Source organism: Neobacillus niacini (assembly GCF_023715415.1).
GTDB lineage: Bacteria > Bacillota > Bacilli > Bacillales > Cytobacillaceae > Neobacillus > Neobacillus niacini_C.
On record NZ_JAMBOB010000007.1, the window covers coordinates 198,138 to 216,829 of the forward strand.

General features: G+C 35.0%; 18 protein-coding genes. 16 read left to right on the top strand and 2 right to left on the bottom strand.

Going from position 1 to position 18,692, the window contains the following annotated elements:
* The first annotated feature begins 3 nt into the window (after positions 1-3).
* From rfbC to rfbB, 3 genes are read left to right on the top strand one after another with little or no spacing between them, the layout of a single operon-like run.
* On the top strand, positions 4-567 hold the full coding sequence (gene rfbC, locus M3189_RS17985) for a dTDP-4-dehydrorhamnose 3,5-epimerase (protein ID WP_251636091.1): 564 nt from the start codon (positions 4-6) through the stop codon (positions 565-567).
* Entirely contained in the window at positions 567-1,421 is an 855-nt protein-coding gene (gene rfbD / locus M3189_RS17990) for a dTDP-4-dehydrorhamnose reductase (protein WP_251636093.1), read from the top strand. The genes rfbC and rfbD overlap by 1 nt, the downstream gene beginning before the upstream one ends.
* Positions 1,421-2,443, top strand: coding sequence for a dTDP-glucose 4,6-dehydratase (gene rfbB / locus M3189_RS17995; protein ID WP_251636095.1), 1,023 nt, complete (start codon positions 1,421-1,423; stop codon positions 2,441-2,443). The genes rfbD and rfbB overlap by 1 nt, the downstream gene beginning before the upstream one ends.
* A gap of 118 nt (positions 2,444-2,561) precedes the next feature.
* On the opposite strand, the gene M3189_RS18000 is transcribed toward rfbB, so the two are convergent.
* Complete coding sequence (locus tag M3189_RS18000; protein WP_251636097.1) at positions 2,562-3,563, bottom strand: LCP family protein; 1,002 nt, start codon at positions 3,561-3,563, stop codon at positions 2,562-2,564.
* Between the two features lie 328 nt (positions 3,564-3,891).
* Here M3189_RS18000 and M3189_RS18005 point away from each other — a divergent pair, with 328 nt between their 5' ends.
* A complete protein-coding gene (locus M3189_RS18005; RefSeq protein ID WP_251636099.1) occupies positions 3,892-5,136 on the top strand; it encodes a right-handed parallel beta-helix repeat-containing protein in 1,245 nt (414 codons plus the stop codon).
* Positions 5,137-5,653: 517 nt separating this feature from the next.
* On the opposite strand, the gene tagU is transcribed toward M3189_RS18005, so the two are convergent.
* A complete protein-coding gene (tagU, locus tag M3189_RS18010; RefSeq protein ID WP_251636101.1) occupies positions 5,654-6,577 on the bottom strand; it encodes a polyisoprenyl-teichoic acid--peptidoglycan teichoic acid transferase TagU in 924 nt (307 codons plus the stop codon).
* A gap of 282 nt (positions 6,578-6,859) precedes the next feature.
* Between tagU and M3189_RS18015 the strand changes: the two genes are divergently transcribed.
* The 12 genes from M3189_RS18015 (at position 6,860) to M3189_RS18065 (ending at position 18,691) form a co-directional block, all read left to right on the top strand.
* A complete protein-coding gene (locus tag M3189_RS18015) occupies positions 6,860-7,609 on the top strand; it encodes a YveK family protein (protein ID WP_251636103.1) in 750 nt (249 codons plus the stop codon).
* Positions 7,599-8,303 (top strand): CpsD/CapB family tyrosine-protein kinase, encoded by a 705-nt coding sequence (locus M3189_RS18020; RefSeq protein WP_251636104.1) that lies wholly within the window; start codon positions 7,599-7,601, stop codon positions 8,301-8,303. Before M3189_RS18015 ends, M3189_RS18020 begins: the two co-directional genes overlap by 11 nt.
* 105 nt (positions 8,304-8,408) lie before the next feature.
* The gene (locus M3189_RS27180; RefSeq protein WP_353057443.1) at positions 8,409-8,492 is read left to right on the top strand and encodes a CpsB/CapC family capsule biosynthesis tyrosine phosphatase; all 84 of its coding nucleotides are present in this window, start codon (positions 8,409-8,411) and stop codon (positions 8,490-8,492) included.
* Positions 8,493-8,824: 332 nt separating this feature from the next.
* Positions 8,825-10,651: a polysaccharide biosynthesis protein gene (locus M3189_RS18025; RefSeq protein ID WP_251636106.1), complete on the top strand. Its 1,827-nt coding sequence runs from the start codon at positions 8,825-8,827 to the stop codon at positions 10,649-10,651.
* Positions 10,652-10,756: 105 nt separating this feature from the next.
* Positions 10,757-11,638 carry a UTP--glucose-1-phosphate uridylyltransferase GalU gene (gene galU / locus M3189_RS18030; RefSeq protein WP_251636109.1) on the top strand — a complete coding sequence of 294 codons (882 nt, stop codon included), beginning with the start codon at positions 10,757-10,759 and terminating at the stop codon, positions 11,636-11,638.
* A gap of 174 nt (positions 11,639-11,812) precedes the next feature.
* The gene (locus M3189_RS18035; RefSeq protein ID WP_251636120.1) at positions 11,813-12,928 is read left to right on the top strand and encodes a DegT/DnrJ/EryC1/StrS family aminotransferase; all 1,116 of its coding nucleotides are present in this window, start codon (positions 11,813-11,815) and stop codon (positions 12,926-12,928) included.
* Entirely contained in the window at positions 12,928-13,572 is a 645-nt protein-coding gene (locus tag M3189_RS18040) for a sugar transferase (protein ID WP_285889737.1), read from the top strand. Before M3189_RS18035 ends, M3189_RS18040 begins: the two co-directional genes overlap by 1 nt.
* Entirely contained in the window at positions 13,565-14,548 is a 984-nt protein-coding gene (locus M3189_RS18045; RefSeq protein WP_251636122.1) for an ATP-grasp domain-containing protein, read from the top strand. Before M3189_RS18040 ends, M3189_RS18045 begins: the two co-directional genes overlap by 8 nt.
* Positions 14,542-15,219 carry an HAD family hydrolase gene (locus M3189_RS18050; protein ID WP_251636124.1) on the top strand — a complete coding sequence of 226 codons (678 nt, stop codon included), beginning with the start codon at positions 14,542-14,544 and terminating at the stop codon, positions 15,217-15,219. The genes M3189_RS18045 and M3189_RS18050 overlap by 7 nt, the downstream gene beginning before the upstream one ends.
* Before the next feature lie 78 nt (positions 15,220-15,297).
* Complete coding sequence (locus M3189_RS18055; RefSeq protein WP_251636126.1) at positions 15,298-16,509, top strand: glycosyltransferase family 4 protein; 1,212 nt, start codon at positions 15,298-15,300, stop codon at positions 16,507-16,509.
* A gap of 19 nt (positions 16,510-16,528) precedes the next feature.
* Positions 16,529-17,566, top strand: a complete 1,038-nt coding sequence (locus M3189_RS18060) for a polysaccharide biosynthesis protein (protein ID WP_251636127.1) — start codon at positions 16,529-16,531, stop codon at positions 17,564-17,566.
* A gap of 15 nt (positions 17,567-17,581) precedes the next feature.
* A complete protein-coding gene (locus tag M3189_RS18065; RefSeq protein ID WP_251636128.1) occupies positions 17,582-18,691 on the top strand; it encodes a capsular polysaccharide biosynthesis protein CapF in 1,110 nt (369 codons plus the stop codon).
* Position 18,692 lies beyond the last annotated feature (1 nt).

Genomic DNA, 18,692 nt, shown 5'->3' on the forward strand with positions numbered 1-18,692 from the left:
AAGTTGAATGTAATTGAGACATCATTACCAGGGGTAAAAGTAATTGAACCAAAAGTATTTGGCGATCATCGTGGGTGGTTTATGGAAACGTATAGTGTTGCCAAATTTGAGGAAGCGGGAATTAATCATAAATTTGTGCAAGATAATCAATCATTTTCTGCTGCGAAAGGTACATTAAGGGGGCTACATTACCAATTAAATCCCAAGGCGCAAACAAAGCTTGTCCGTTGTACTAAAGGTTCTATCTTTGATGTTGCGGTGGATATCCGAAAAGGAAGCCCTACTTACGGCAAATGGTTTGGAATAGAGTTATCTGCTGATAATAAAAAACAATTATTAATTCCACATGGCTTTGCGCATGGCTTCATGACATTAACAGATGATGTCGAAGTTCAATATAAAGTCGATGAGCTATATGCACCTGACTGCGACCGTGGTATTTTCTGGAATGATCCTGCAATCGCTATTGAATGGCCGATGGATATCACTCCAGTTTTATCTGCAAAAGACGAAAAGGCACCACTCCTTGCAGATGCAGAACATAATTTTAGCTACGGTGAGAAATAATGAAAATTTTAGTTACTGGTTACACAGGTCAACTCGGATATGACGTCGTTCAAGAAGGACAGAAGCGTGGTTTCCAAATGATCGGTGTCGGATCTAAAGATTTGAACCTTACAGTAGAGCATGCAGTTTCACAATTTGTAATTGAACAAAAGCCCGATGCAATCATCCACTGTGCCGCCTATACCGCAGTGGACAAGGCAGAGGATGATAGGGAAAGCTCTTGGAATGTAAATGTAAATGGGACCAAATACTTAGCGGAGGCAGCCAAAGGTGTAGACGCCAAGTTTATGTTTATCAGTACAGATTATGTATTTGATGGACAAGGGGAAACTCCTTTCCTTGAGTCGGATACTCCAAACCCTGTTGGGTATTACGGACAGACAAAATATGAGGCTGAAAAAGTGGTACAAGATTTATTATCAGAATGGTTTATTGTCCGAATTTCTTGGGTGTTTGGTTTGAATGGGAACAACTTCGTAAAGACAATGCTGCGTTTAGCAGAAACGCGAAATGAATTAAATGTCGTAGGTGACCAAATTGGTTCTCCAACAAATACATTTGATTTATCCCGATTATTATTAGATATGATTGTAACAGATAAGTACGGTATCTATCATGCATCAAATGAAGGCTATTGCAGCTGGGCTGAATTTGCAAAGGAAATATTCCTGCTAGCTGGGAAGAACGTAAAGGTTCATTCCATTACAACAGATGAATATCCGACTAGAGCGGTAAGACCAAAAAATTCCCGTATGTCGAAACAGAAACTGAAGGATAATGGGTTTATTCCATTACCAAGCTGGCAGGATTCTTTAGCAAATTACTTAAATGCATTAAAATATGAGGTGAAATAATGGCTAGGAAGAAAATTCTTGTAACCGGCGGTGCTGGTTTTATTGGTGGGAATTTTGTTCAGTATATGGTGAACAAGTACCCGCAGTGTGATATTTATAATTTAGATTTATTAACGTATGCAGGTGACTTAACAAAGCATCGTGAAATCGAGAAGAAAGAGAACTATCACTTCGTGAAGGCAGATATTGCGAATCGTGAAGAAATAATCCCTCTTTTTGAGAAGGAAAAGTTTGATTATGTGGCTCATTTTGCGGCTGAAAGCCATGTGGATCGCTCAATTACAGAACCAGAGATTTTTGTTCAAACCAATGTTTTAGGAACACAAGTGTTGTTAGATGCTGCAAAACAAACGGGGGTAACGAAATTTGTCCATGTATCAACTGATGAGGTATATGGTGAATTGGATTTTGACCCAACTACGTTCTTTACAGAGGAAACACCATTACAGCCAAATAGCCCGTACAGTGCAAGTAAAGCATCATCTGATTTCTTGGTACGCGCCTATCACGAGACTTATGGATTACCAGTGAATATCACTCGCTGTTCAAATAACTATGGCCCATTCCATTTTCCTGAAAAGCTAATTCCGTTAACGATTTCTCGTGTCCTAAATGAAGAAAAGGTACCAGTTTATGGTGACGGTAAAAACATCCGCGATTGGTTACATGTACTTGACCATTGTGCTGCCATTGACCTTGTGATGCATGAGGGTGTCAATGGTGAAGTTTATAATGTTGGCGGACATAATGAGCGGACGAATTTAGAAGTGGTTAAAACGATTATTAGTACATTAGGTAAATCGGAAGAATTGATTGAATTTGTAACAGATCGTCTAGGTCATGATAAACGTTATGCGATTGATCCAACCAAATTAGAAAAATTAGGCTGGGAACCAACTTATACATTTGAATCAGGAATTGCCCAAACCATCCAGTGGTATTTAGATAACAAGTGGTGGTGGGAGCAGATTATAAGTGGTGAATACAAAAGCTATTTTGACAAACAGTATTCGTTAAAATAGGCAGTGAACATTAACCCGTACTCACAACTGTGGGTACGGGTTAATGTATAGTCATGTTTTTTGGTGTCTGTGTAATTATATGAAAAAAGCCCTATGAAAATCATAGAGCAGGAATAACTTAACTTTCAGATATAAAATATGTGTTAATTAATTCTTGTATTTGCTGTTGATTCAGCACTATCTGAGAGTTTTTTGCTTTTAGAATATCATCATATAATGTTTGTCCAGAGCCAACTAGCTGATGGTAGGTTAATTGAGTGTCAGGATCAAAGTCCTTGCCAGCAAGTCCGAGACTAAGCATATCGGAGGTAGTCATATTCGTCGCTACAATGAATTCAGGAATAGAATCAACTAAATCTGGTAAATTACCGATGTTATTAGGAGATAAAGATTTCTTCGCAATCCCTTTTAATGCTTCCACCTGAAGTTGCTGACGGCCATATTCTCCGTTCTTTAATGAATATCGTTCGTGAACAACCTCTGTTACCATTTTTCCGTCAAAAGAGTAGGTACCTGCAGTAATAATTTTATCTTTATTTTCTGGATACCAAGGATGTGTCAGTTTCACATCGAATGGTACATTCATTTCAATACCATCTACCGAATCGACTAACGCTTGGAAGCCATAAAAATTGGTTTCTACATAATAATTAATCGGAACACCCATTAATTCACCAACGGCTTTTACAGCTGTTTCGATGCCTTCTTTAGACCCATTCTTAGCCTGCATGATATATTGGACACTTGTTAATTTTGTATATCCATAACCATCTAGGTGAACCCGTGTATCGCGAGGAATACTAACGGCATGATATTCATTTTTAGTCAGATCCACATGAACGAGAATCATGGAGTCTGAATGGCCAACTTTTTGTCCTATTCTTTGGTCAGAGCCAATTAATAAAATATTAAAAATAGGTTCACTTACTTCCACGTTTTGAATTTCTTGTATATCTGAATTGTCCTTATTTTCACTATTGCTAACAACAGGAATGGATGTAAAGTGTTTCTTTGGTTGAAGCTGATAATATTCATATCCAATAAAAGCCATAACGGCCACGATAACTCCTGCTATACTAAAACCGATGATCTTCCATTTGCTTTTGGTTTTTGTTTTCATATTTTCCTCCAATAGATATGGTGCGAGTTATTACTGTTTTACTAGGTAAATAGAGACAACGTTATTTTACTCTTGTTGGAAAAGGGTATCAATATATAATAGCTGGAAAGTAAAACATATTTAGAAATGATAGTAGGAAATTAGCCCTTTGCTCCTGCTGTTGTTACACCCTCAGTTCTACTGGGAATTCTTTAATTGAGATAGATATATATATGATAAGGGAAAAATTTCAAACAGCATTAATGCTTTTACCTTAACTAATTTTTATAATAAACTAAGACTATTCTATTGGAGAGGACAATTGGTTTTGAAAAGAAGGAATTTCTTATTGCAAGTATTTATCGGCATTATTGCATTCCTTTTTGGGTTTTCTATAAAACAAAAAGGTGAAGATATAATACTGCAACGTGATAATAATAAAATAAAAGATATGGTTGGATTTAGTCCAGAAGATTACCGAAAAGATGATGAGAAGGATTATACAAAGGCTTTTTCACGGATTATATCTGAAATTAAGAGAAATGGCCATGGCTCCATCATTTTATCCCAGAACAGAGAATACGTTGGGAATATCATTATTACAGCTAGTAATATAAATGTTAGTGGAAAGGGAATTTTAAAAGGCAGCATAAAAATAGAAGGAGAAAAAATTGAACCGTATACAAAGCGATACAGTGGAACAAGAAATATAACAATAAATGAGATTACAATCGAAGGCGAAGGAAAAAGGAACGGGATCTCAATACAATTTGCTTATGGGATTACGATAGATGGAGTCTATTTTAAAAACTGCTTAAGATCTATAACAGTTAATTCCATTGATTATCGTCAACATGTTTCACGATTAGATATAATAAATAACCACTTTTTAAATTGTCAGTATGGTTATTTTGTCAACAAGGGTTCTTCAAAGACCTATGTGTGCGGAGATGTAAAATTTAATAATAATACTGACGAGAGTACTCCCAATGCAAAAGTTGAAAGAATTGCTACAATTGCTGCAAATGGACAGGATGGTATAATCATTAATGGCAATGTCTTATTTGGAGGATCAGGAACTATAAAAAATATTTATATTGATAACTCAAACTGGGTGACAGTAGGAGCAAATAATTTATTTGCACCGAAAGAACATTGTATTCATGTTCAAAATTCAAAAAACGTCACTATTTCAGGTGGGAATAACTGCGCCTGGGCAAAAAAGGATGCCATTCTTTTAGATAACTGTTCAGTATTCACAATTGTTGGTAATACTATTTCTTGGTATGAAGTGAATGGACTTGCAGAAGATGGGTATTCAGGGAGTGGAATTGTAATTAAAAATTCACAACAGGGCTATGGGAATATTAGTACTAATACAATAATATTCCCATATAGAAATGGAATACGACTTGAGCAATCGGGTCAAATAACAGTTGGAATGAATACTATTCGGAACTATGAAAGCAAAGAAGCAGCTATATCCGCTAGTGGTGAATATAATCATATTGTTGGGAATTCATGTATTGGGTTTTTAAAAGGGAACCATGTGGATGGTAAGAATTCTATTGATAATTTAACCTTTACTATATAAATAGTAGGCTTTTTCGCAATTATTTGATTGACTAGCCAAAAATTCACAAAATTAAATCCCTAATCATTAGGGGCTTAATTTAGTATTATGTATCTATGATAAGGATATTGCTTTTCATATGCATTAACTTTTAATCCATACTCACATTCTGTGGGTATGGGATTAAAGTTTTGATAATGAATTTATAAGTGTAATTGTTTTAGAAGCTACTGTGAAAAGTGGATAACCAGTTTGAGCCAGCCTAAAAACGCAATCCATAGTGGAACACTTAAGGTTGTTCCCCAGAAAAGTCCGGCATTGAAATTGCTTTCTTTGTACATGTTATCCACCCACCCCTTACTTCTAATAGAAAGCGTTTCCATTTATATAGAAGAAACACGGAGAAAAAAATTAAATATGCCAAGTTGTTTAAATATAGTATACCTTAATAAAAGTAAAAAAGAAAACGACATAATTCGACATTTTTCTTTAATAACGTAAAAAAACCGGTTGAAGAATCCAACCGGCAGTTTAAAAGTTATTGTAACTCTAATTGTGTTTTTAACTCAGTTTGTACACGCTGTTTCTCTTCTTCAGAAACAATTCCATAATAGACTCCGTTTATCTTTGTTCCTTGTGACTTAATTTCCATTTGTTGAACATTGTTTCCTACTTCTCTATAGTTTTTCTGAATATCAATCATTTGATCAAAGGTTAGGTTTGTTTTCACATTTTTACCTAGTGCAGAGAAAATATCACCATAGTTGGTTAATGTTGATAAGCTTGCACCTTCTTTAATGACTCCCTGGATAATCTGGCGTTGTCTAGTTTGACGTCCAAAGTCACCACGTGGGTCTTCATATCTCATTCGAGAATATTTTAATGCCTTTTCTCCATTTAAGTTTAATTCACCTTTTGTAAAGTGAACACCTTCATAAGTAAAATCAAGGTCATTATTCACTGTTACTCCACCAACTGCATCAACGATATCCTTGAAGCCTTCCATATTAATCTGCACATAGTAATCAATCGGAATATCAAGAAAGTTTTCTACAGTATCCATCGCCATTGGAACTCCTCCAAAGGCATATGCATGGTTGATTTTGTCGTCAAATCCCTTTCCGATGATAGCAGTACGCGTATCTCGTGGGATACTTAGCATTTTGACTGATTTATTAGTAGGGTTAACAGTCAGAACGATGATGGAGTCTGAACGTCCTCTGTCTCCTTGTCGCTCATCTACACCTAGCATTAATACAGAGAAAGGATCCTTCTCTTCTAAAACAACTGGCTCAGGACGCTTTTCAGTCTGTTTTCTTTCCACTGGTTCGTGCATGGTATCAACAGCAGTGGTTAATGATTTATATACATTGTATCCATAAGCGCCAGCACCAACTAATAGCAGTAGTATTACAATTCCAGTGACTTTAAGCCATGTTCTTTTCTTTTTTTGAGTTCTCAATGGATAATTCCTCCAAAAATATACAAATTTCTACAGCTAGTATATAGAATATCAAAAAGCAGGCTGAATGAATAGATTAAAATTATGGAATATATAAATTCAACTAGGATTATTATCACATTATAATATAAGCGGAAAATCATACCAAATGACTATTTCCTCTTCTATTTTCTTACAAAAAGGTGTTTAATAAGAAGTAGCAAAATTATACATTAATAGAAAAAATACGACAAAAAATGTGATATAATAATCTTTGTTTTTATTAGAGTTCGGGAGGATACCATGGAAGAAACAATTAGTTTAAAAGAGTTATTGCAAACACTAAGAAAAAGGATAGGGTTAATTTTATCAATAACTTTCCTCGCTGGAACAGTTAGTGGTTTGATAAGTTACTTTTATTTGACACCCATATACCAATCCTCAACAAAACTACTTATTAATCAGACAAAAGATGAGCAATCCTCTCTTAATTCAATGGATATTCAAGTTCAGGCCAATCTACAGTTAATTGATACCTATAATGAAATCATTAAAAGTTCCAGAATTCTTTCAATGGTTTCACAGAAAGTTAGCTCAGAATTAACAGTTGGTCAATTAAATGAACAAATATCAATACAAAAGTCAGAGAACTCACAGGTAGTTACGATTGTAGTGAAAAATCCTGATGCGGAACTTGCAGCTGAAATTGCTGATACAACAGCTGAAGTGTTCCAAACTGAAATTGTGAAGATTATGAAGGTGGATAACGTAAACATTCTTGATGCTGCGACAGTGAATAATTCACCAGTTGCGCCCAACCCATTAATGAACATTGCAATTGCGATTGTAGTTGGATTAATGGCAGGAGTAGGACTAGCTTTCTTATTAGATTATTTTGATAGCACCTTAAAAAGTGAAAATGATATTGAAAGAATTTTAGAACTACCTATTCTCGGTAATATTGCTGTTATCGATGATGCAAAAATGGAAGAATTAAGTAGAAGGAAGTCTACTAGGATGTCAGTCGGAAGAGGTGAAATACATGGCTCTTAAAACAAATAAAAATTCGAAAATAACCGACCCTAGCCGAAAGTTAATTGCTACTCTAGATCCGAAGTCGCCGATTTCTGAACAATATAGAACAATTCGGACAAATATTCAATATTCATCTATTGATGAAGAACTTAAAGCGCTGATGGTAACTTCCTCTGGTCCAGCTGAAGGGAAATCTACTACTACTGCAAACCTGGCAGTTGTATTCGCACAGCTTGGGAAAAAAGTATTGCTTGTAGACGCGGATCTTCGTAAACCAACGGTTCATCGGACGTTTGGTGTAAATAATTTATTTGGTTTTACTACAGTATTAACAAAGCAAGCGACGCTTGGAAGTGCAGTTCTTGAAACAGATGAAAAGGATTTATATATCTTAACAAGTGGGCCAGTTCCACCGAACCCAGCTGAATTATTAAGCTCGAAGTCAATGGAACAATTTATTGAAGAGGCTAAAGAGCAATTTGATTATGTCTTATTTGATACCCCGCCATTGCTAGCTGTTGCAGATCCTCAAATTCTTGCGAATAAAATTGATGGTTCTATCTTTGTAGTCTACAGTGGCAAAACAGATATTGATCAAGCAAAAAAGGCAAAAGATTTGCTTATGAATGCACAAAGCAAATTGGTTGGTGTAGTTTTAAACCATAAAGAGGCCAAAGATAATGACTATTACTATTACTATGGTTCAAAATAACTAATTTTCGACAAATTCTCCCCCTTTACCAAGGTTTTCGACGGTGTTAAGATGAATATTGTCGGATGAAAATAACAATCTTTTGGAAAGAGAGTGTGAACCATAATTGATTTACATTGTCATATATTGATAGGTGTAGATGATGGTGCGCAGTCTCTTTCTGAAGAATTAGAAGAAAATAGCTATTAATTTGTTCTAAATCCAACTAACCAGCTAGTATGAAGTTTATTACTTATACATTTTTCAGGTATAACTCCCTGAACGGCGAGGCTCCCTGTCCGTTATCCATGGGTGCACTCGATTATGCTGTGGGAGGGGAGATAGTATACCAATCCTTAGACGCCTGTCGTCAGAAGTATATTGCGAGGATGGGTTACAGGCCTGATTTATAAAAAGAGAAAAAAACAATAAATATCTAATGAAAGGTCAGGTGAAAAGTCAACTGAGTTTCCATTAGGTATTTATTTTTTTTGTAAAAATTTCGCTTTAACCAATTATAGAGATAAAGGGGGAATGTTCAAGTGACATATAAAAAAAGATTAACGACACTTGCCATTTTGGATTCGATTATTGTGTTAACCGCTATCTACATAAGCTATTGGACGCTCAATCCATCGATACATATCTTTAAAGTTCCAATGTTATTTGTTACGGCTCTTACCTTATTAGCTTGTCATCATTTATTTGCTTCTATGTATCATCTTTATAATAAGGCTTGGCAATATGCGAGTGTCGGTGAACTCATTGCGATTGTCAAAGCCGTTACGTTTTCGATTGCGGCCACTTCGGCAATGCAGTTGTTGGTTTTTCAAAACACCTATGTAAGAGCATTATTGATAACCTGGATGCTGCACGTGCTATTAATTGGCGGTTCAAGGTTCTCATGGAGAATGTTCCGAGACAACATCATCAACAAACAAATGGATATCAAAAAAACATTGATTATCGGTGCGGGTTCAGGTGGAACGATGGTTGCTCGACAGCTGCTAAACAACCATGGAATTGACCTAAAGCCTGTTGCTTTTATTGATGATGATCCAAAGAAGTTTAAATTGGATATTCTAGGAGTACCAGTAGTTGGGAATTCTGATTGTATTTCACAGACGGTTGAAAAATACCAAATTGAAAACATTGTGATTGCGATTCCTTCTTTAAAGCAAAGTGAGTTACATCGCATTTTTGAGGAATGTTCGAAAACAAAGGCAAAGACGCAAATCATTCCGAAGCTTGAGGATTTAATGACGGGGAAGATCTCGGTTAATCAATTCCGTGAGGTACAGGTGGAAGATTTATTAGGAAGAGATCCAGTAGAGTTGGATATCGGTAGTATTTCTGAATATGTATCTGGTAAGACAGTGTTAGTAACGGGTGCAGGTGGATCGATTGGATCAGAAATCTGTCGCCAGATATGCAACTTTAATCCTAGTAAAATTGTTTTGGTGGGTCATGGTGAAAATAGTATTTATTTGATTGATATGGAACTCAAAAAAATCTATAAAGAGCAAATTGAGATAGTACCAGTCATCGGTGATATCCAAGATCGAAATCGAATGTTTGAAGTAATGGAAGAACATCGACCGTTTGTGGTTTATCATGCAGCTGCGCATAAGCATGTGCCTTTGATGGAATATAATCCTCGGGAAGCAGTTAAGAATAATGTGTTTGGGACGAAGAATGTGGCTGAGGCATGTGATACATTCGGTGTTAATACCTTTGTTTTGATTTCTTCTGATAAAGCGGTGAATCCTCCTAATGTGATGGGGGCCACGAAGCGATTTGCGGAGATGATTATTCAGAGTCTAGCTCAACATAGCAATACGAAATTCGTTGCGGTTCGGTTTGGGAATGTGCTTGGTAGCCGCGGTAGTGTTATACCATTATTTAAAAAGCAAATTCAGGCTGGTGGACCGGTGACGGTTACACATGAGGATATGACACGGTATTTTATGACGATACCTGAAGCTTCACGGCTTGTTATTCAGGCAGGATCTCTTGCTCGTGGTGGAGAGGTGTTTGTGCTTGATATGGGTGAGCCGGTTAGGATTGTTGATCTTGCGAAAAATGTGATTAAACTTTCTGGCTATACTATAGAAGATATCGGGATACATTTTACAGGACTTCGTCCTGGGGAGAAGATGTATGAAGAGTTATTGAATGAGAATGAGATGCATCCTGAGAGTATTTTCCCTAAGATTCATATTGGGAAGGCGAATGTACTTGAGGCTGAGGTGCTGAGTGAGTTAATTAGCGGACTTTTAGAGATGTCTGAAGTGGAAATGCATGATACGTTGATCGCTGTGGCTAATAATAAGTTTGATTTTTCACCTGTTTTGGCAGCGGTGAACTAGTTAATAGTTTAATAGAAGCAAACCTTGCGGTTTGATTATGGTAAATCTAAAGACACAAACCCTTGGTTTGTAATCTATTTAATAATGCACAAAGGTGGAATTAGTATGAAAAAGGTACGGAAAGCGATTATTCCGGCCGCAGGGCTGGGAACCAGATTTTTACCGGTTACAAAGTCAATGCCAAAAGAAATGCTGCCGATTGTTGATAAACCAACGATTCAGTATATTGTCGAAGAGGCGATTGCATCTGGAATTGAAGATATCCTTATCGTTACTGGAAAAGGGAAGCGAGCAATTGAAGATCATTTTGATTTTGCACCTGAGTTAGAGCAAAACCTTAGAGAAAAAGGGAAGTTAGAGTTACTAGATAAAGTTCAATATTCTACTAATCTGGCAGATATTCATTATATTCGTCAAAAAGAACCAAAAGGGCTAGGGTATGCGGTTTGGTGTGCACGTAATTTTATTGGGGATGAGCCTTTTGCGGTTCTACTTGGGGATGATATTGTTCAAAGTGATACGCCTTGCCTACGACAGTTAATGAATATATATGAAGAAACTCACTCATCTGTGATTGGGGTGCAGACTGTTCCGGATAATGAGACACATCGTTATGGGATTGTTGAACCTTCGGTTCAGGAGGGACGTAGATATCAGGTTGATAACTTTGTGGAGAAACCTGCACCGGGAACGGCACCTTCTAATCTAGCGATTATGGGACGGTATATTCTTACACCGGAGATCTTTACAATCTTGGATAAACAGCAAACAGGTGCTGGTGGAGAGATTCAGTTAACCGATGCAATTCAGAAATTGAATCAGATTCAACGAGTGTTTGCATATGATTTCGAAGGTAAACGGTATGATGTTGGGGAGAAGATTGGCTTTGTAAAGACAACCATTGATTTTGCATTACAAAATCCTGAGTTGAGATCTGAGTTACTTACCTATCTTGACGAAGTCATGGATGAATTAAAGGTTAAATGAATATTTAAAATCAATAGACCCTGTTCATGGATTTGTTTTCTATGGGCAGGGGCTGTTGTAATGAAATCTTTAGTTGGTTAGTAGTTAGTTAGAACTATAATTTCTAATTAAGTACTAAGTGACTAAAAAATAATAAATTATGTGTAACTTAACTATGGAAGGAAGTCTTTGAAAATGGGAGAAAGAATATTCCTCTCATCACCACATATGAGTGATGAAGGCTATGAAATGGAATATGTAAAGGAAGCTTTTGATACAAACTGGATTGCACCTCTAGGCGAAAATGTGAATCAGTTTGAAAAAGAACTGGCTGCTAAAGTCGGTTCAAAAAACGCTGCTGCACTAACTTCTGGAACAGCTGCCATTCATTTAGCTCTAAAAGCAGCAGGGGTAGGAGAAGGGGATATTGTGTTCTGTCCAACTCTTACATTCTCAGCTACTGCTAATCCAATCATCTACCAAAATGCAATTCCAGTTTTTATAGATAGTGATTATGAGACTTGGAATATGTGCCCTAAAGCTTTAGAAGAGGCATTTAAAAAATATCCGAATGTGAAAGCTGTAATTGTAGTTCACCTTTATGGCTTGTCTGCTGACATGGATAGAATAGTAGAACTTTGTAAAAAGCATAATGTTGTATTAATAGAAGATGCCGCTGAGTCTTTAGGTACTTACTATAAAGGTAAGCATACTGGGACTTTTGGGGATTATGGGATTTTCTCGTTTAACGGTAATAAAATTATCACTACCTCCGGTGGTGGGATGTTAGTGTCTAATAATGAAGAACGAATTGCAAAGGCAAGGTTCTGGGCTACTCAGAGTAGAGATCAAGCAAGACACTACCAGCATAGTGAATTAGGATTCAATTATCGAATGAGTAATGTTGTTGCTGGAATTGGTAGAGGGCAACTTAAGGTACTGGATAAGAGAGTTGAGAAGAAGAATTATATCTTTGAATTTTATAAAAGAGAACTAAGCGGATTAGATGGTGTTGAGTTCATGCCTAGCAATGAGTGGAATGAACCTAACTATTGGCTAAGTTCTATTACTTTAAGTGGTAAAGTTAGGCCAATAGATATTATGGAAGCTCTTGAAAAAGAGAATATTGAGTCAAGACCAGTTTGGAAACCAATGCATATGCAGCCGTTTTTTGAGAAGTATAATTTTGTTGGGACTGATGTATCGGAGAAGTTGTTTGAAAATGGCGTGTGCTTACCCTCGGATACGAAAATAACAGAAAGTGAATTAAAAAAGGTCGTGAAAATTATTAAAGGGTTGTGGCTGGATTAATGGTAAACTCCAAAGGGGGAATTTATAGAACTTTATTAAAAAGGTCGATGGATTTAATACTATCTTTGGTTGCAATTATAGTTCTTAGTCCTGTTATTTTGATAGTTGCTATCCTTGTCAGAGTAAATCTAGGTAGTCCTATATTGTTTAAACAGGAAAGACCAGGTCTAAATGAGAAGATTTTTATGATGTATAAGTTTAGAACGATGACGGATGCAAGAGATGAAAAAGGAAGTCTACTTCCTGATAGTATTAGGTTAACAAGGTTTGGGAAGTTTCTACGCTCTACATCTCTTGATGAGTTACCAGAACTCATTAATATACTAAAAGGTGATATGTCGATCATAGGTCCTAGACCATTACTTGTTCAGTATTTGCCTCTTTATAATGAACACCAAAAACGTCGCCATGAAGTTAGACCTGGTTTATCAGGATTAGCTCAAGTTAGTGGTAGGAATGCAATCAGTTGGGAAGAAAAATTTGATCTCGACATAGAGTATGTGGAGAATGTGAGTTTTATTGAAGATTGGAAGATTATTCTGTTAACTATAAAAAAAGTAGTAGTCAGGGAAGGCATTAACTCAGAAACTGCAGCTACAATGGAATACTTTAATGGTAGTAAGGTGGGTAACGATAATGAATGAAATAAACATATTAATATTAAGTGCCGGAAGACGTGTGGAACTAGTACAGTGTTTTCAAAATGCTGCTAAAAAACTTAAAGTAAAAAGTAACATTGTAGCCGGTGATTGTTCTGATACAGCCCCTGCTTTATATTTTGCTGATAAAACGTGTATGTTACCACGTATTGGTGATCCAAATTATATTAGTTCAATTATTGATATTTGTAATAAGGAAAACATATCGCTAGTAGTACCTACAATCGATACTGATTTATTATTGCTTGCAGAGAATAAAAGTTTTATAGAAGAACAAACTAAAACTAAGGTATTAATATCAGATTCAAGAGTTATACAAATTTGCAGAGATAAAATTGGTACTCAAAGATTTTTGGAGGAAAACAGTTTTAAAATACCAAGAATGTATACAGAGGAAGAAGTTGCTATAGGTAATCTGAATTTCCCATTATTTATTAAACCTAAGTCTGGAAGTTCCAGCATTAATACCTTTAAAGTAAATAATATTAATGAACTAAAGATATATAAGGAAATAGTGAATGAACCTATAATTCAGGATTTTATGGAAGGTCAAGAGTTTACTGTTGATGTATTCTTAGATTTTGATAGTACTATCATTACCATTGTTCCAAGGTTAAGATTGGCTACTCGAAGTGGAGAGATATCTAAAGGCAAGATAATTAGAGACCAAGAAATTATTGAGGATGTTACAAGATTAATGAAGGTTCTTAAACCAATAGGGCATATAACAGTTCAACTTATGAAAACTCAAAAAGGAATTGAATATATTGAAATAAATCCTAGATTTGGCGGCGGAGCACCTATGAGTATTCAAAGTGGAGCAGACTCATGTGAAAATATTATTCGTTTATTATTAGGTGAGAAACTTCAATATAACTTAAATTACAGGGAAAATATTACCTTTATTAGATTTGATAGCAGTATTTGTTTAGATGAGAATATGGAGTTAGTGAAATGGTAAAAGCAGTAGTATTTGACTTAGATGATACCTTGATATCTGAAAAACAATATATTAAAAGTGGTTACAAACACATTTCGGAGTTACTGAGTAATAGATTCAACAGAGATGAAACAGAACTATATAACCTATTAATAGGAATATTTAGCGAAAGCCCATTAAATGTATTTAATAGACTTTTTGATAAATTAGGAATTACTTATACTCAAAACGATATACTTGAACTTGTTGAATCATACCGAAATCATTTACCCTCAATTGAGTTTTTTGAGGATGTAATTTCATGTTTGGAAAGTTTAAAGAAGGAAAGAGTAAAACTCGGCATTATAACAGATGGTTATGCTGATGCTCAGTTTCAAAAATTAAAGGCAGTAAAAGCAACTGATTATTTTGATGAAATAATTGTTACTGATGAACTAGGAAGAGAGTATTGGAAACCACATCCTAAAGCATTTGAAATGATGAAAGAGAAATTCAATATAGAATATAATCAGATGATTTATGTAGGGGATAATCCAGAAAAGGATTTTTATATAAGTAATATTTATCCTATTAAAACAATAAGAATTTTACGAGATGGTGTATATAAAGAGAAATGTTATTTAAAAAATATTAGGGAAACCCATTCAATTAATAGTTTAAGTGAGTTGAATACTTTTTTCAAAGTTAAATAAGTATTAGCAACATATGAGGAAGTTTTTTGAATTTGAGTAATTTTACTGCTTACGAATTCTGTTAGGAGAGTTTATAAAATGAACGTACTATTTTTAACACTTTTAGATTTTAATTCAATTAATGAAAGTGGTATCTACACTGATTTAATGAGAGAGTTTGTAAATAATAACCATAAAGTATACATTATTTCTCCAACAGAAAAGAGGAGCAAAAAGGCAACTAGTTTGTTAGATAGAGGTAATTACAAAATACTAAAATTGCAAATTGGAAACATTCAAAAAACCAATATGTTAGAAAAGGGTATCACAACTCTTACATTAGAAACTAAGTTTCTAAAAGGGATTAAACAATATTTCTCAGATGTCAAATTTGATCTGATAATTTATTCTACTCCTCCAATAACTTTGCAAAAAGCTGTTGAATATGTGAAAAAGAGAGATAATGCAATAACATATTTATTATTAAAAGACATCTTTCCTCAAAACGCTGTAGATATTGATTTGATTAGGAAAGAAGGGGTCAAAGGTCTATTATACCGTTATTTTAGGTCAAAGGAAAAAAAATTATATAAAGTTTCAGATTATATAGGATGTATGTCCCAAGCAAATGTAGATTTTATATTAAAGCATAATATTGAAATACCTCATAATAATGTAGAAATATGTCCAAATAGTGTAGAGCCGGTACAAATTCAAATTGATGTAAAAAAAGCAGTTGAAATTAAAAAGAAATATAACATACCTTTGGAAAAAGTTATCTTTATCTATGGTGGAAATTTAGGCAAACCGCAAGGCATTAATTTCCTAATTGAGTGTTTAAACGAAAATAAGGCTAATGATAATGTGCACTTTGTCCTAGCGGGTTCAGGAACAGAGTTTGCTAAACTTAAAAATTTTCTAGATACTGAGAAAATAACCAACGCACAGTTATTTTCTCAATTACCAAGAGTTGATTATGAAATACTTGTAAATTCATGTGATGTTGGATTGATTTTTCTCGATTCTCGATTTACAATTCCAAATTTCCCATCGAGGCTTCTATCGTATATGCAGGCTTCGATGCCTATAATAGCTGCAACTGATAGGAACACAGATATCGGAAAAGTAATAGAACAAGGGGAATTTGGACTTTGGTGTGAAAGTACTGACGTCGACAAGTTTAATGAATATGTAATGCAGTTATGTGACGATAAATTACGAAACAAGATGGGACTAAATGCTAGAAGGTATTTAGAAGATAATTATACGGCAAGGCATTCATATGAAATAATAATGAGTCATTTTAAATAAAATGAAATGAGGTAAGTGCATGTTTAAACATAAAACTCTATTAATTACAGGTGGCACTGGTTCCTTTGGTAATGCTGTAATGAAAAGATTTTTAGATACGGACTTAAAAGAAATTCGAATCTTTTCTCGCGATGAAAAGAAGCAAGATGATATGAGAAAGCTATATAAAAATGATAAATTAAAATTTTATCTTGGGGATGTAAGAGATTTAGCAAGTGTTAAAAATGCTATGCATGGCGTGGATTACATTTTTCATGCGGCTGCATTAAAACAAGTCCCATCTTGTGAATTTTTCCCTATGGAGGCAGTAAAAACGAATGTAATGGGGACGGATAATGTTCTCACTGCAGCTATTGAATATGGAGTTGAAAAGGTTATCTGTTTATCAACAGATAAGGCTGCATATCCAATTAATGCAATGGGTATTTCAAAAGCAATGATGGAAAAGGTATTTGTTGCTAAATCCAAAACAGTTTCTCCAGATAAAACGCTTATCTGTGGAACGAGATATGGTAATGTAATGGCTTCTCGAGGTTCAGTTATACCGTTATTTATTGAGCAGTTAAAAAATGGACAGCCATTAACAGTCACGGATCCCGGTATGACAAGATTCCTAATGAGTTTAGAAGAGGCTGTGGAATTGGTTGTCTTTGCGTTTCATAATGCTGAGGCAGGAGATATCATGGTACAAAAATCTCCAGCTAGTACGATTGGGGACCTAGCACGAGCAGTTAAGGAATTGTTTAATGCAGAAAATGATATTAGTATAATTGGTACACGTCACGGTGAAAAGAAATATGAAACTCTCCTAACAAAGGAGGAATTTGTAGTAGCGGAGGACTTAGGTGGTTTCTTTAGAGTTCCTGCTGACCAACGAGATCTTAACTATGATAAGTATTTTGCTGAGGGAGACCAGAAGCTTACTACTATAGAAGAATATAATTCAGATAATACACAAATTCTAAGTATTGAAGAAATAAAAGAAAAATTACTTGAGTTAGATTTCGTTCAAAAAGAACTTAAGGAATGGAACAAAAAGATTCACGTAATGAACTAAGGGTGGAATAATGTAATGAAAATACTTGTAACAGGTGCAAAAGGTTTTGTTGGGAAAAATCTTATCGCTGAACTGAGAAATAAAGGGTTCGATGAAATATTTGAATTTACCAAAGAGATGGACCTTTCACTACTAGATGGATACACTAAAGTATGTGACTTTGTATTCCATTTAGCAGGGGTAAACAGGCCCAAAGATGAAAATGAGTTTATGGAAGGCAATTTTAGTTTTACTTCTATATTACTTGAGTCGTTAATGAAACATGGAAATAAGGCTCCAGTTCTTATTACTTCATCTATTCAAGCTGAATTGGATAATGCTTACGGGAGAAGTAAGAAAGCAGGAGAAGAATTATTATTTAGCTACAACAGAGAAACTGATACGAAAGTCTATGTTTATAGGCTACCAAACATATTTGGCAAGTGGAGCAAGCCTAATTATAATACTGTTGTTGCAACCTATTGTCACAATATAGCAAGAGGATTAGACATCCAAATAAATAATCCAGAAGCCAATCTTAATCTTTGTTATATAGATGATTTATTAGAGGAGTTTCTAAAGGTACTTGAAGGTAACCCGACTATGAAAGGTCCTTACTGTGTTGTCCCTGTTACACATTCAATTAAACTAGGGGAGTTAGCTCAACTAATTAATAGTTTCAAGGAGAGTAGAATTAATTTAAACATCCCAAATATGGAACAACCATTAACTAAGAAGCTTTATAGTACTTATTTAAGTTTCTTACCAGATAAAGACTTTGCTTATGACCTTAAAATGAATATAGATCAAAGAGGATCTTTTACTGAATTTGTAAGAACAGCTGACAGAGGTCAAGTTTCTGTAAATGTATCGAAACCAGGGATTACAAAGGGGAATCATTGGCACCATACTAAGAATGAAAAGTTTTTAGTAGTAAGTGGTGAAGGTTTGATTCGATTTAGAAAGATCGGTTTTGAAGAGGTTATTGAATACAGGGTAAGTGGAGACAAGTTACAGGTTGTAGATATTCCTACCGGTTATACTCATTCGATTGTAAATGTTGGGGAAAAAGATCTAGTAACTGTAATGTGGGTAAATGAATGGTTTGACCCTGAAAGACCAGATACTTATTTTTTGGAGGTTTAAA